General features: G+C 64.6%; 17 protein-coding genes. 10 read left to right on the top strand and 7 right to left on the bottom strand.

The annotated features are described in order from the left end of the window. Nucleotides 1-16: 16 nt before the first annotated feature. Nucleotides 17-1,522 carry a YifB family Mg chelatase-like AAA ATPase gene (locus tag ENHY17A_RS10410; RefSeq protein WP_159712481.1) on the bottom strand — a complete coding sequence of 502 codons (1,506 nt, stop codon included), beginning with the start codon at nt 1,520-1,522 and terminating at the stop codon, nt 17-19. A gap of 146 nt (nt 1,523-1,668) precedes the next feature. Between ENHY17A_RS10410 and ENHY17A_RS10405 the strand changes: the two genes are divergently transcribed. The 6 genes from ENHY17A_RS10405 to yihA all read left to right on the top strand — a co-directional run bounded on the left by ENHY17A_RS10405 (nt 1,669) and on the right by yihA (nt 5,232). Beyond that, nucleotides 1,669-1,941, top strand: a complete 273-nt coding sequence (locus ENHY17A_RS10405; protein WP_159712479.1) for a hypothetical protein — start codon at nt 1,669-1,671, stop codon at nt 1,939-1,941. Between the two features lie 90 nt (nt 1,942-2,031). Continuing rightward, a complete protein-coding gene (gene rpmH, locus ENHY17A_RS10400) occupies nt 2,032-2,166 on the top strand; it encodes a 50S ribosomal protein L34 (RefSeq protein WP_086128886.1) in 135 nt (44 codons plus the stop codon). A gap of 5 nt (nt 2,167-2,171) precedes the next feature. Further along, nucleotides 2,172-2,489, top strand: coding sequence for a ribonuclease P protein component (gene rnpA / locus ENHY17A_RS10395; protein WP_159712477.1), 318 nt, complete (start codon nt 2,172-2,174; stop codon nt 2,487-2,489). A gap of 160 nt (nt 2,490-2,649) precedes the next feature. Continuing rightward, entirely contained in the window at nt 2,650-2,862 is a 213-nt protein-coding gene (gene yidD / locus ENHY17A_RS10390; RefSeq protein WP_159712475.1) for a membrane protein insertion efficiency factor YidD, read from the top strand. 28 nt (nt 2,863-2,890) lie between these two features. Continuing rightward, entirely contained in the window at nt 2,891-4,597 is a 1,707-nt protein-coding gene (gene yidC / locus ENHY17A_RS10385) for a membrane protein insertase YidC (protein ID WP_159712474.1), read from the top strand. Next, nucleotides 4,594-5,232 (top strand): ribosome biogenesis GTP-binding protein YihA/YsxC, encoded by a 639-nt coding sequence (yihA, locus tag ENHY17A_RS10380; protein ID WP_159712473.1) that lies wholly within the window; start codon nt 4,594-4,596, stop codon nt 5,230-5,232. Before yidC ends, yihA begins: the two co-directional genes overlap by 4 nt. A gap of 171 nt (nt 5,233-5,403) precedes the next feature. Here yihA and ENHY17A_RS10375 read toward each other — a convergent pair whose 3' ends face one another. Beyond that, nucleotides 5,404-5,979: an exopolysaccharide biosynthesis protein gene (locus tag ENHY17A_RS10375; RefSeq protein ID WP_236547876.1), complete on the bottom strand. Its 576-nt coding sequence runs from the start codon at nt 5,977-5,979 to the stop codon at nt 5,404-5,406. A 98-nt stretch (nt 5,980-6,077) separates the two neighbouring features. Here ENHY17A_RS10375 and ENHY17A_RS10370 point away from each other — a divergent pair, with 98 nt between their 5' ends. Both ENHY17A_RS10370 and ENHY17A_RS10365 read left to right on the top strand, forming a co-directional pair. Beyond that, nucleotides 6,078-6,743 carry a glutathione S-transferase family protein gene (locus tag ENHY17A_RS10370; RefSeq protein WP_159712471.1) on the top strand — a complete coding sequence of 222 codons (666 nt, stop codon included), beginning with the start codon at nt 6,078-6,080 and terminating at the stop codon, nt 6,741-6,743. A 176-nt stretch (nt 6,744-6,919) separates the two neighbouring features. After that, nucleotides 6,920-7,144, top strand: a complete 225-nt coding sequence (locus tag ENHY17A_RS10365) for a hypothetical protein (RefSeq protein WP_159712470.1) — start codon at nt 6,920-6,922, stop codon at nt 7,142-7,144. A 4-nt stretch (nt 7,145-7,148) separates the two neighbouring features. Here ENHY17A_RS10365 and ENHY17A_RS10360 read toward each other — a convergent pair whose 3' ends face one another. Next, nucleotides 7,149-7,595, bottom strand: a complete 447-nt coding sequence (locus tag ENHY17A_RS10360) for a cupin domain-containing protein (RefSeq protein ID WP_159712469.1) — start codon at nt 7,593-7,595, stop codon at nt 7,149-7,151. A gap of 11 nt (nt 7,596-7,606) precedes the next feature. On the opposite strand from ENHY17A_RS10360, the gene dapE reads away from it, so the two are divergent. After that, nucleotides 7,607-8,749 carry a succinyl-diaminopimelate desuccinylase gene (dapE, locus tag ENHY17A_RS10355; protein WP_159712468.1) on the top strand — a complete coding sequence of 381 codons (1,143 nt, stop codon included), beginning with the start codon at nt 7,607-7,609 and terminating at the stop codon, nt 8,747-8,749. Here the strand turns inward: dapE and ENHY17A_RS10350 are convergent. The 4 genes from ENHY17A_RS10350 to ENHY17A_RS10335 all read right to left on the bottom strand — a co-directional run bounded on the left by ENHY17A_RS10350 (nt 8,739) and on the right by ENHY17A_RS10335 (nt 12,980). Then, nucleotides 8,739-10,412, bottom strand: coding sequence for a putative bifunctional diguanylate cyclase/phosphodiesterase (locus ENHY17A_RS10350; protein WP_159712467.1), 1,674 nt, complete (start codon nt 10,410-10,412; stop codon nt 8,739-8,741). The two genes, dapE and ENHY17A_RS10350, sit on opposite strands and share 11 nt — an antisense overlap. 102 nt (nt 10,413-10,514) lie before the next feature. Continuing rightward, nucleotides 10,515-11,063, bottom strand: a complete 549-nt coding sequence (locus ENHY17A_RS10345; RefSeq protein WP_236547874.1) for a Smr/MutS family protein — start codon at nt 11,061-11,063, stop codon at nt 10,515-10,517. Nucleotide 11,064: 1 nt separating this feature from the next. Then, nucleotides 11,065-12,333 carry a murein transglycosylase A gene (mltA, locus tag ENHY17A_RS10340; RefSeq protein WP_159712465.1) on the bottom strand — a complete coding sequence of 423 codons (1,269 nt, stop codon included), beginning with the start codon at nt 12,331-12,333 and terminating at the stop codon, nt 11,065-11,067. A 5-nt stretch (nt 12,334-12,338) separates the two neighbouring features. After that, nucleotides 12,339-12,980, bottom strand: a complete 642-nt coding sequence (locus tag ENHY17A_RS10335) for a Tim44/TimA family putative adaptor protein (protein WP_159712464.1) — start codon at nt 12,978-12,980, stop codon at nt 12,339-12,341. A 161-nt stretch (nt 12,981-13,141) separates the two neighbouring features. On the opposite strand from ENHY17A_RS10335, the gene secB reads away from it, so the two are divergent. Further along, nucleotides 13,142-13,681 carry a protein-export chaperone SecB gene (gene secB / locus ENHY17A_RS10330; RefSeq protein WP_159712463.1) on the top strand — a complete coding sequence of 180 codons (540 nt, stop codon included), beginning with the start codon at nt 13,142-13,144 and terminating at the stop codon, nt 13,679-13,681.

Genomic DNA, 13,681 nt, shown 5'->3' with positions numbered 1-13,681 from the left:
CCTTCCTCTGGAACCCTCAGTTCACCGGCGCGCGCCGCCGATAGCTCAGCGCCTCAGCGACATGCACCCTGGTCACGGTGTCGCTGGCCGCAAGATCGGCAATCGTGCGCGCGACCCGCAGGACGCGGGTATAGCCACGCGCGGTCAGGCGCATCGCGGCGGCGGCCTCGGCGAGCAGCTTCCTGCCTGCCTCGTCGGGTTGTGCGGCGTCGAGCGCATCACCATCGGCCTCGGCATTGGTGCGTGCGGGGATGTCGGCATAGCGCACCGACTGACGGGAGCGGGCGGCAGCGACGCGGGCGGAAACGGTCGCGCTGTCCTCTCCGGTCGAAGGCAGGATCAGGTCGGCGGCGCTGACCGGTTCGACTTCGATGTGAAGGTCGATGCGGTCGAGCAATGGCCCCGACACCTTCGCCTGATAGTCCGCCGCACAGCGCGGCGCGCGGCTGCACGCGAGCGCGGGGTCACCCAGATGGCCGCAACGGCACGGGTTCATCGCGGCGATCAACTGAACGCGCGCCGGAAACGTGACATGCGCATTTGCACGCGCCACGCTGACCGTGCCGGTTTCCAGCGGCTGGCGTAGCGAATCGAGCACCGGGCGCTGAAATTCGGGCAGTTCGTCGAGGAACAGCACACCCAGATGCGCGAGGCTGACTTCGCCCGGCTTCACCTTCAGCCCGCCGCCGACCAGTGCCGCCATCGATGCCGAGTGATGCGGGCTGCGATAGGGGCGCGTGCGCGTCAGCCGCCCATCGGCAAGCGTGCCCGCGACCGAGGCAACCATCGACGCCTCCAGCGCCTCACCCGAATCGAGCGGCGGCAAAATGCCGGGCAAACACGCAGCCAGCATCGACTTGCCCGCGCCGGGCGGTCCAACCATCAGCATGTTGTGGCCACCGGCAGCGGCGATCTCCAACGCGCGGCGCGCGGTTTCCTGGCCCTTCACCTGACTAAGGCAAGGGCCATGCGCGGCGGGCGCTGCCTCTCCCGGTCGCGGAGCGGAGAGCAATTGATGGCCTTTGAAGTGGTTCATCAGCGCGATCAGGTCGGGCGCGGCGAGCACCTCGATGTCGCCCGCCCAGCTCGCTTCCGGTCCTTGCGCCGCCGGGCAGACCAGCCCCCTTCCCGTCTCAGACGCCAGCAGCGCGGCGAGCAGCACGCCGGGCGACGCCGCGATACGCCCGTCCAGGCTCAGTTCCCCGACCACGACATAGCCGCTCAGCGTTTCCGCATCGACGATCCCCATCGCGCCGAGCAGCCCGAGCGCGATCGGCAAATCGTAATGCGAGCCCTCTTTCGGCAGATCGGCAGGCGACAGGTTGACCGTGATCCTTTTGGGCGGCAGCGCCAGGCCGATGGCGGCGATGGCGGCGCGCACCCGCTCGCGACTTTCGGCCACCGCCTTATCGGGCAGCCCGACCACGACGAAAGCGGGCACGCCGGGCGCAACCTGCACCTGAACCTCCACGTTGCGCGCTTCCAGCCCCAGATAGGCGGCCGTGGCCACGGTCGCGACCATCGATGTCCCCCAAAACCCCAATTGGTGACGAAGCTTAGCGGCTTTTCGCGTCCAGGGAACCGTTCATCGCGTCCAGCGCTTGTTCACCTACAAACCGGCATCAACTGGACCGCATGACGCAGAACGAACGCCCGCCGATCCGCCGCATGGTCGAACTCGTCACTGGGTTCGTGCTGATCGCGCTGTCGCCAATCCTCGGCGTGATTCCGGGTCCGGGCGGCATTTTCGTGTTCGCGGCCGGCCTGTGGCTGGTGCTGCGCAATTCGTGCAAGGCGCGGCGGCTGTTCGTCCGTCACAAACGACGCTGGCCGCGAGTCGAGGCGTTTGTGGATAAGGCCCTGCAGCGCAAAAGCGCGCTGCGTCGTCACCGGCTGGAAAAGTCGCGGGCGGAAGGCCGGATTGCGCAACCGGCCCGTTGACTTGGGCGGCGCCTTGGCATAAGCGCACCCCTCACATGGCCGCCGCTTATGGCGGCTTTTTGGTTTTACGAATACCTTAGGGAATGACCGATGAAGCGGACCTTTCAGCCGAGCAACCTGGTGCGCGCACGCCGTCACGGCTTCCGCTCGCGCATGGCGACTCCGGGCGGCCGCAACGTGATCCGGGCGCGGCGCGCACGCGGTCGCAACAAGCTGTCGGCCTGATCCAGTTGACGCGGCGGGGGGATTTCCTCGCCGCCAACAGCGGAAGGCGGGCACCGATGCCCGGCTTCGTCCTGCTGGTCCGCGAACGCGCGGACGATTCGCCCACGATGCGAATCGGTTACACGGTTTCCAAAAAAGTCGGCAACGCGGTGACGCGCAACCGGATGAAACGCCGGCTGCGCGAACTCGCGCGTGAACTGCTTCCGGTCGAGGGGATCGCCGGCGCGGACCATGTGCTGATCGGGCGCGCGAGCGGCGTCGAACGCGACTTCGCGGACTTGCGGGCCGAGTTGTCGAAAGCGCTGAAAAAGGTGCGGCGATGATTTGGGCCTCCAGTCACGCGACCGTCGCCTCCGTCACCCCGGCCGTAGTGCCGGGGTCCACCGGGCGGCATGGTTTTCGGCTAACAGCACGGACGCTGCGCAAGCGGCGGAGTGGACCCCGGCACGTCGGCCGGGGTGACGGTTATTGTGTGGCAACCCCATGATCGCAAAGTTCCTCATCCTCATCGCGCGCGGCTGGCAACTTGGTCCCTCGGTCATCCTGCCGCCCTCCTGCCGCTATTCGCCGTCCTGTTCGGCCTATGCAATCGAGGCACTTCGCCGCTATGGGGCTCTCAAAGGGGGCTGGCTTGCCGCGCGACGCATCGGGCGCTGCCATCCCTGGGGTGGATCGGGACATGATCCCGTACCCTGACGGGCGGAACTGATTTCAAGGACGTTTGGTGAAAGAAGAACAGAAGAATTTCCTGATCTTCGCGGTGATTGCCGCGATCATCCTGTTCGCCTGGGAGCCGATCGTCGGTCGCTTCTTCCCGACACCGCCCCCGCCCGTCACGATCGAGGGTGGCAAAACCGTCGCCCAGCCCGATCCGCGCGCGGTATCGACGCCCGATACGCCGACCGAACTTCGCGACCGAACCGCAGTGCTGCGCGAAAGCCCGCGCATCGCGATCGAAACCCCGCGCGTGCGCGGTTCGCTCAACCTGCGCGGCGCGCGGATCGACGATCTGGTGCTGGTCCGTCATGCAGAGACCATTGCCGAGAATAGCGATCCGATCCGGCTTTTGTCGCCATCGGGCACCGAAAACGCCTATTTCGCCAGCTTCGGCTGGTCGGGCGACGGGCTCGGCGCGCCCGGTCCGGACACCGTCTGGACCGCCAGCGGCAACCGCCTGACCCCGGAGACACCGGTGACGCTGAGCACGGTCAGCAATGGCCATACCTTCCGGATGCAGATATCGGTCGATAAGGGCTATATGTTCTCGGTCCGCCAGGTCGCGGCAAACACCGGGGCTCAGGCCGTCAGCGCCGCGCCCTATGCCTATCTCAACCGCCATCAGGATTCGGCCGATACCGACACCTGGACGATCCATGCCGGACCGATGGTCTCGCACGGCGGTCGTGTCGATTACACCAACGACTATGACGATCTCGACGAACAGCCGCTGAGCTTCGCCAGCCGTGGCGGCTGGGTCGGGTTCACCGACATCTATTGGCTGGCGGCGCTGGTCCCCGATCAGGGATCGCAGGTCGATCTGCGATTCCGCCCGACCGGTAACGGCAATTATCAGGCTTTCTACCAGGCCAATCAGGCGCGGGTCATCCAGCCTGGGCAGGCGCTCGTCTCCACCTCGCGCTTCTTTGCGGGCGCGAAGGAAGTCGATCTGCTCGATCAATATGAGGCAGAGGGCATCCCGCTGTTCGGCAAGGCGATCGACTGGGGCTGGTTCGAAATCGTCGAAAAGCCGATCTTCCACTATCTCGACTGGCTGTTTCGCCTGGTTGGCAATTTCGGCCTTGCGATCATCCTGCTGACCTTCACCATCCGCCTGATCATGTTCCCGATCGCGCAAAAGCAGTTCGCGTCCTTCGCGTCGATGCGGGCAATCCAGCCGAAGATGAAGGCGCTCCAGGAGCGCCACAAGGAAGACAAGCCGCGCCTCCAGCAGGAAATGATGAAGCTGTACAAGGATGAAAAGGTCAATCCGCTCGCGGGCTGCCTGCCGACCTTGCTCCAGATTCCGATCTTCTATGCGCTGTACAAGGTGCTGATGCTGACGATCGAAATGCGTCACCAGCCGTTCGTTCTGTGGATTCAGGATCTGTCCGCGCCCGATCCGCTGACCCCGCTCAACCTGTTCGGGCTGCTCGCGTTCACTCCGCCCAGCTTCCTGCACATCGGCGTGTTCCCGATCCTGCTGGGCATTTCGATGTACTTCCAGTTCAAACTGAACCCCGCGCCGATGGACGAAATCCAGAAGCAGGTGTTCGCGCTGATGCCGTGGGTGCTGATGTTCGTGATGGCACCTTTCGCGGTCGGCCTTCAGGTGTACTGGATCACGTCGAACCTGCTGACCATCGCGCAGCAGCAATGGCTCTATTCGCGGCATCCCGCCCTGAAGACTGCGCCCGCGAAGCCGAGCAAATGAGCGGTTTCGACGAGGAAACGATCGAGTTCGCGCGAAAAACCTTCGCCGGTCCGATCGCCTTTCTGAAATCGGCACCCAGCCTGCAATTCATTCCCGATGCCGATGCGCCGGAAGTGGCGTTTGCGGGCCGGTCGAACGTCGGCAAATCGTCGCTGCTCAACGCGTTGACCGGGCGCAACGGATTGGCGCGCACGTCGAATACGCCGGGCCGCACGCAGGAGCTGAACTTCTTCGACGTGGGCGAGCCGCTCAACTTCCGACTGGTCGATATGCCCGGATACGGCTTTGCCAAGGCGCCCAAGGACATCGTCAAGAAATGGCGCTTCTTGGTAAACGACTATCTGCGCGGGCGTCAGGCGTTGAAGCGGACGTTGGTGCTGATCGACAGCCGCCACGGCATCAAGGATGTCGATCGCGAGATCATGGACATGCTCGACAAGGCCGCCGTCAGCTACCGCCTGGTCCTGACTAAGGCCGACAAGATCAAGGCGAGCGAACTGGAAGCAGTCGCGCAATCGACCGCGAACGAAGCCCGCAAACGCCCTGCGGCCCATCCCGAGATTCTTCAGACATCGAGCGAGAAGGGCATGGGGATCGCGGAGTTGCGTGCGGCGGTAATCGAGGCGATCGGTTAGAGGCTCCCCTCCGCCCCAAATCCGTTGGTGTCGGGTAGGGTTCGAGCTTGTCGGGAACCCGTATCGAGACAGGCTCCCTCCCTCGATACGCCTTCTCGATACGCGGCTGACGCCGCTACTCGAAGGCTACTCGGGACAAACGGTGGTGGGGTTACGCTATCGCATCCATAATTACTGCCCCAGCAACGCCACCCCGGCGAACCCCAGCGCCGCGACCGACGCCACCATTGCCAGCACCATCAACGCGCCGTCCCGGACCAGCAGCGCCAGCCCGAACGCTGCGATCGCTGCCATCGGTGCCGTGCTGGCAAACGGGATCAACTCGAGCGGCGGGACGGTGGCGCACAGCAGGATGCACATCCCCGCCGCAATCCGGTCGAACGGCGGGCCGGTCAGCCATTTCAATCGTCCGTGGAACCAGCGGTCCATCCACCGTCCAACGCCGCGCAGCTTGTCGGCGGCTTTCACCACCTTGTCACCCTTGACGTGACGTCGTTCGAGGAAGCCGGGAAGCCAGATATGGTCGCGCCCGAACAGTATCTGTGCCGCCGATAGCGCGATGATGATGGCGAGCAAGGTCGGGACTGCGGGGATCCCGCCGATCGGCGATACCTCGATCAGCGCGGGGATCAGCAGGAACGGTCCGACGCTGCGTTTGCCGAAGGCTTCCACCGCTTCGCCGAGTTCGACCGGATCGCGGTGCGCGTTTTCGCCCACGTCGCGCAGGCGAGAGAGGATTTCGGTCACGCTATGGGGATCATCGGCCATCATGCCGCCAACGAAATGACCATCCGGCGGTTCCTTGCGCTCGACAGAGGCACGCGCCTGCCGCTATCCCCTCCCCCATGCTCAAGCTCTTCATCGGCAACAAAGCCTATTCCTCCTGGTCACTGCGCGGCTGGCTCGCGGCCAAGCAATCGGGACTGAAGTTCGAAGAGGTCGTCGTACCGCTCTACGACGCCGAATGGGACCAGCGCCGCGAAGGCGACGAATTCGCGCCCGGCGGCGGCAAGGTGCCGATCCTGTGGGACGGCGACGTGGTCGTGTGGGACAGCCTGGCGATCGTCGAATATCTCAACGAAAAATCAGGCGGCGATAAATTCTGGCCCGCCGACGAAGGCGCACGCGCAATGGCGCGGTCGATGGCCGCCGAAATGCATTCCGGCTTTGCCGCACTCCGCCGTCGATGCCCGATGAACATCCGCCAAGTCTACGAACCCAAACGCCCTGACGCAGATGTAATGGCCGATATACAGCGGATCATGGAACTCTGGGCACAGGCGCGCGCGCGCTATGGCGGCGGCGGCGATTTCCTGTTCGGCGAGTTCGGCGCGGCGGACATCATGTACGCGCCTGTGATCACCCGCCTCGTTACCTATTCGCTACCCGTCGCACGATTCGCCCCCGCCTATATGCAGGCGGTGCTCGCCCACCCGTTCATGCAGGACTGGATCGGGTCTGCGCAGGAAGAGGAATGGGTGCTCGAACAATATGAGCAGCCCGCCGGATAACCGGCCGGTCCCGCCTGCTTAACCTCTCGGCGCAGTGCCGCTCGACGCGGAACCGCTTCGCGCTCAATGAGTTATGGTCATCTAGCACCTGCGACGATCGGGTATCGACCGGCTTTTTCGGACCGTCTAGACCGCCGTTCGGGTCGAGCTGTGTATGCGTTTAGAGGGGGCAGACCATGCCTGCAGTGCGATTGATTCTGGGGGGCGATCACGCCCGTTTCCTGGATACCGTCGAAATGGGCGTGTTGCCCGAAGTCGGCGGTAGGCTGGCATTGGATCAGGGCGGCACTCCGATCGATCTGGAAGTTGTAGCGGTAGAAGCGATGCAATCGGGCAGCGAGTTGTTCGGCGCCAGCGAACCCTTTGCGATTTGCCGTCGCATCTTCGAACCGCACCACTAATCGGTCAGAAATCCGTATCATCTTTGCGGTGAAAGCCGCGGCCGGGCGTCAGATGCATGTCGATGTCAGGATAATGGCATTCGCTGGCAGACGACCTGCCGACGGCGATGAAGACGCAATCCGCGTCGGACCGATTCTGAAGCATATGGCCGTTACCGTCGCCCTTTGGAAAGGTGGCGCAATCGCCGGGGCGCATCGGATGTTCGCCCTGGTCATCGACCAATACCGCTTCACCCGCCAACATCACGACGAATTCGTCCTCGCCCTCATGCCAATGACGGTGCGACGACCAGGCGCCGGGTTTCAGCGTGACGTGGCTGACGCCGAAATCGGTCAGTCCCGATGGCGGCGCAAGGCGGCGATACAACCGCCCTTCGACCGCCCCCGCATATTTGGGCGGATATCCGGTCGCATTGGTCTGCGGGATTGTGTCGAGCGACAGCTTGGGCAATGCATCCTCCGATGAGCCATCCCGCCATCATGCCCGACCTGATCGAACTGACCAAGGCGTTGATCGACGCCGAAAGCGTGACGCCCGCACGCGGCGCTGTGTTCGATGTGATGGAAGCCGCATTGGTCGCGCAGGGCTTCGAGGTCGATCGTTTCATGGCGGGCGAAGCCCCCGACGGGCCAGTGGAGAATCTGCTCGCGGCGCGAGGATCGGGGGGTACGCATTTCGCCTTTGCCGGTCACCTGGACGTCGTCCCTCCGGGCAGCGGATGGGAAAGCGATCCCTTTGCGGCCGAGGTACGCGGCGACCTGCTCTATGGACGCGGGGCGGTCGACATGAAGGGGGCGATCGCCGCCTTCACCCACGCCGCCGCACGCCATCGCGATCATCCCGGCACGCTCAGCCTGATCATCACCGGCGACGAGGAAGGTCCGGCGATCTACGGCACTCGTGCGCTGATCGACCGGATGGTGGCGCGCGGGCTGGCGCCCGATTTGTGCCTGGTGGGGGAACCGACATCGGCCAACCGGCTGGGCGACACGCTCAAGATCGGGCGGCGCGGATCGGTCAATATCTGGATCACTGTCGAGGGGCGTCAGGGGCATGTCGCCTATCCGCATCTGGCCAACAATCCGATCCCGCGATTGGTTGCTGCGCTGTCCGAAATCGAAGCGATCAAGCTGGACGAAGGCACCGACTGGTTCCAGCCGTCGAATATCGAGGTCACCGACCTGAATGTGGGCAACCCGGCGACCAACGTCATCCCCGCGCGAGCTGCGGCGCGACTGTCGATCCGCTTCAACGACCTCCACCGCGGCGACGAACTGGGCGCGCGCATCACGGACATAGTCCAGCGCCATGCGCCCGGCGCGATCGTCGATGTCCGGGTGAGCGGCGAGGCGTTTCTGACCGAGCCCGGCGCACTGTCATCGCTGGTATCGGACGCGGTGGAGGCGCGGACCGGTATCCGTCCGGAACTGTCGACCAGCGGCGGCACATCGGACGCGCGTTTCCTGTCAAGGCTGTGTCCGGTGGTCGAATTCGGCCTGCTCAACGCGACCATGCACAAATTGGACGAAGCGGTCAGCGTGACCGATCTTCAAACCTTGTCGGAAATATACGGCGATATCCTGGCACGCGTCTTCACGCCCTGAGCGCGCGGGCGCGTTCGTCGCGAATCCAGTCGAGAAACGCCTCCTCCGCCATCGGCTGGGCAATGGCATAGCCCTGAAGCACGTCGCAACCGATGACGCGCAGCACTTCGGCCTGTTCGTGCGATTCGATCCCCTCCGCCACTGCCTCGCAATTCAGGCCATGGATCAGGCCGATCACGGCTTGCGCGATGGTGCGCGCTTCGTGCCGGACGACGACGTTTTCCACCAGACTGCGGTCTAGCTTCACCCGGTCCACCGGAAGGTCGCGCAACCGCGCGAGATTGGAATAACCGGTGCCGAAATCGTCGATCGCAACCGATGCGCCCTCGGCGCGCAAGTCCGCGATCGCCGCGATCACGTCGTCCGAACAATGCATCGCCAGCGACTCGGTGATTTCAAGTTCGAGCAACCGTGCGGGCGCATTCTGTCTGCGCAGCGCATCATGAAGCCGCCGGAAAAAGGTCGCATGGTCCAATTGACGCGGGCTGATATTGACCGCCAGCCGCTGCTCGACGCCCAACTCCGCCCAGCGCGAAATGGTTTCCGCGACCGTTCCCACCACCCATTCGCCGATCTCAACGATCAGGCCGGTTTCCTCGGCACGCTGGATGAAATTGACCGGGAAGCGCATCCCGTCGCGGTGATGCCAGCGCAACAGCGCTTCCGCCCCGACGATCCGCCCGGTGCGCGATGCCACCTGGGGCTGGAAGGCGAGTTCGAATTCGTCCCGCTCGATCGCGGTGCGCAATTCGCTTTCGAGCCGTACGCGTGCGACCAGCCGCGACGCGAGATGGTCGGAGAAATGCTCGGCGCGTCCGCGTCCGTTGGCCTTGGCGTGATACATGGCGGCGTCGGCAGCGCGCATCAATTCGGTCAGGCTCGACCCGTGACGCAGTCGGAACGCGACGCCGATCGATGCGCCGATCGACACTTGCTGGTCGGCGAGGTCGAAAGGTCGGTTCAGTGCGGCGAGAATGCCGTCGGCGATCCGGTCCGCCTGGGCCGGATCGCTCAGTTGCGGGAACAGGATCGTGAATTCGTCACCCGACAACCGTCCGATCAGAGGTCGGTGATCCATCGCATGGTCGACCGCGCGCTCGGCGACATCGCGCAACCTTTCCGCCACCATTGCGAGCAGCGCGTCGCCGACGGCGTGGCCCAGATTGTCGTTCACCGCCTTGAACCGGTCGAGATCGATGAAGAACAGCGCCGCATTCGCCGACGAGGGTAGCGCGTCGATCACACTCTCCGCGGAACGCCGGAAATTAGTACGGTTGGCCAACCCGGTTACCGGGTCGAACAGCGCCAGCCGTTGAACGCTGGCAAGATTATTGTGAAGCTGGCCGAACAACTCCTCCATCGCGGTGGCGAGTGGGGGCACGCATTTGGCGACGTCTTCGGGAATCGGGCTTTGCAAATCGCCCCGTGCCGCCTCTGCCATACGCTCGATCGCTGCATCCACGGCACCGGCGGTGGCAGCGATGCTCCGTTCTGCCGAGGCCCATGAAAATACCCCGCAGATGATCGCAGCGATGACCGCGTAGGTTGCGCTTTCGGCATCGACGCGTCCGCTCGATCCCGCGAACAACGCCAGGATGAAGGCGACGGCGCCTGCGCACAGGGCAAAGACGATCGCGCGCGATTTGAGCGAGAAATCGTCCATTGTCGCTGTTGTCGCCCCTTCCCGGCCCTGTCGGGCAGTCCACGTCCAGCCCCGAACGCTAGGGGAGAAGGGTTAAGAATCCTTGATCCGTGCGAACTAATCTCACCGCGAACGTCGCAGAATAACGTAAAGCGCGCCCGCTCCGCCGTGCCGCGGATGCGCGGCCCTGACGGCGGCGATCCGGTCCGAATGGCGCGATCCCGCCAGCCAGTCGCCGATCGACGCCCGGATCGCGCCGCGCGCATGGGGTCGTTCCGATTCCGGACGGGGCGGCTTGCCCGTCACCAGAAGGATAACGCGGTCGCCGCACGCAATGGCGGCCGCGATTCCGTGGTCGAGCGCGGCATAGGCCGTCGCCAGATTATGGCCATGCAGGTCGATCGTCCGATCGGGCACGATCGCCCCGCGCGACAGGCGCTTGTCCCAACCGCCGTCGAGCGTGTTGGCGGGCGTACCGGGACGCTTGGGCGGCGCGGGCGGCACAAGCGGCGCGGGCACCCTGCCCTTCACACGCTTCATCGGTTTCAGATCGACCGCGACCAGATCGGCCATTGTGGCTTCGGCTACGATGCGGCGTTCGATCGGGCGCACGCTGGCACGAACCCGCTGCCAGATCGCGGCTTCCTCAGGGGTCAGGCGGCGGCCAGCCACCTCACCGGACGCCGAGCCGCGCCAGCGTCCCGCGCGGCACGAACACCCAGGACGTGCCGCGTGCCGACATGCCACCCGCAATCGCCCGCGCCTCGTCGCCTGCGCCCCAGAAGGTATCGAAGCGATTGGTGCCCCGGATTGCGCCGCCGGTGTCCTGCGCCACCCATAATCCGGTGGCGTCCTGACGGTCCATCGACAGGAAGACGGGCGCACCCAGCGGCACGAAGCGCGGATCGGTTGCGACCGTGGCATAGCCGGTCACCGGCAAGCCCATTGCGCCGAGCGGACCCGCACCCTTCAATTCCTGAAAAAATACCCAGCTCTTGTTCTCGCGCATGATCGCGCGACCCTCGGCCTTGTTGGCGCGCAGATACGCCATGATCCCTTGCATCGAGGTTTGGCCGGGGCCGAGCAGCCCGCGTTCCTTCATCAGCGCACCGATGCCGGTATATCCGCGCCCGTTCTGGCTGGCATAGCCGATCCGCATCACCGATCCGTCGGGGAGCCGGAGCCGCCCCGATCCCTGGATTTGAAGGAAGAACAGCTCGACAGGATCGGCGGCCCATGCCAGTTCGAGCCCGCGTCCGGCCAGCGCGCCTTCCTCGATCTCGGTGCGGTCGTAATAGGGGACGAAGGCGCTGCCATCGACACGACCGCGAATCCGCCTGCCTTTTAGATCGTCTGCGAACGGCGTCAGATCGACTTCTACCAGGTCGGCGGGAGTGCCATAGACGGGGACTTCGTAGCCTCGCCGACGGTCACGCGACCCACGGATTTCGGGCTCGTAATAGCCGGTCGCAAAGGCACGGCCATCGGCAACCTGGACGGTTTCGAAATGGGTTTCGAAGAACCGCCTCGCATCGCCTGCGCGTGTGTTCGTCGCGGTCGAACATGCCGCTTGCCAATCGGAACCACGGGTTAATCCGGTGGCATCGGTGCGCCGCTGAAGCGACGGGCAACTGATCTTGAACGCATCGAGCGCGCGTGACGCCATGTCGCCGTCGAACCTGAGCGAGGCAATCGGCGGGCCTGCGCGCAGCCCGGCTTGAACCGCAGTAACCGCCGCTGCATCGGCAGGGGGTGCCACGACCGCCGCCATCGGCGTCGCCGCCGTCGGCTGACGCACCGGAACCGGGCGATCGATGGTTACAGGGACAGGCTCGCCAGGCGGGCGAACCGGTACGGCTTCCGAACCCGTATTGGGCGGGACGATCCCGCCTGAGCACGCCGCAAGCGCCGTCGCCAGCGCCACTACCCCCCAGTTGCGCATCGGCGTCAGGCCTCGTCGGTTTCGGAAAGCTTCCAGTTGGGATCGTCGCTCTTCAGCGTGCGCGCGAAGGTCCAGACGTCATGCGTATCGACCGCATCGGTCAGCGAACCGGCAATCACGGTGCCGTCGGCATCGCGCGTCACTGCCGCGATATCGGCATCGAAGCGCACTGTGATCCGCGCCACGCCGCCAGTGACCTCGGCATCCGAAATCACCGCCTTTTCGATCCGCACCAGTCGGTTGTCGAGCGTCTGCCCGGCTTCCTCGCGCGCCGTAATCACATCGCCGAACGCGTCGCGGACATCGCCCTCGACCAGCCATTCGAGCGTTTCGCGATCACCCTTCCAGAACGCTTCCAGGATCATCTTGTAGGCCGATTTCGCACCGTCAAGGAATTGCGCCGAATCGAACGCACCGTCGATCGCCACGACCTGGCGCAAGCCGTTCTCCGCCCCGCTGTCGATCGAGGGATTGCGCGCTTCCTTGATTTCGGCGGGCATATCGACCGTCCGGGGTAGCGGCGTGACAGAGCGATCCTCCGCCGGCTTGGGCAAGGGCTGTTCATGCCCGGTGCGCTTGCCGAGCACCGAATAGAGTCGCAGCGCCAGAAATGCTGCGATCATGGCGAGGAGAACAACGTAAAACACCAAACCTCCGGGGGTTACCAAGCTGCTACATAGGCTCAACGCGTGCCTGATTCAAATGTTGCGCCGTTGAAACGCCTGCCCGCCCCTGCTAGGCGCGGCGCTGGACGGCGCGAGCCGATATTTTCGGTCTTTCGCCAAGCATTTCACAGGGGTTCGAACATATGGCTGAACAGGAAGGCGCGATGGACGCCGCAGGCACGCAGGGCACCACGCCCGGTAATGGCGAAGACACCGCGCCGATGGCGAATGTCGTCACCCAATATGTGAAGGATTATTCGTTCGAGAACCCCAATTCGCCCGCGATCTATCAAACCCAGAGCGCACCCGCGGTCGACGTCCAGTTCAACATCGCGGCTAGCCAAGTCGGCGACGAAGTCCACGAGGTCGTGCTGCGCATCGAAGTGAAGGCCGACATGGACGGCAAGACCGCGTTCCTGGTCGATCTGTCCTATGCAGGCGTATTCGCGCTTCGTAACATTCCTGCCGAACATCTCCAGCCGTTCCTGCTCGGCGAAGCACCGCGTCTGCTCTTCCCCTTCGCCCGCCGAATCCTGGCCGATGCCGTGCGCGACGGCGGGTTCCCGCCGCTGATGCTGGAGCCGATCGATTTTTCGGGACTCTACTACCAGCAGCAGATGCAGGCCGCGCAGAGCGGCGACGCATTGCCCGGTGAGGTCGACGGCACCGTCGGCAACGCCTGA

This window comes from Sphingomonas sp. AX6 (assembly GCF_902506605.1).
In the GTDB taxonomy this organism is placed as follows: domain Bacteria; phylum Pseudomonadota; class Alphaproteobacteria; order Sphingomonadales; family Sphingomonadaceae; genus Sphingomonas.
This window is presented reverse-complemented; position numbering and strand designations above follow the sequence as displayed.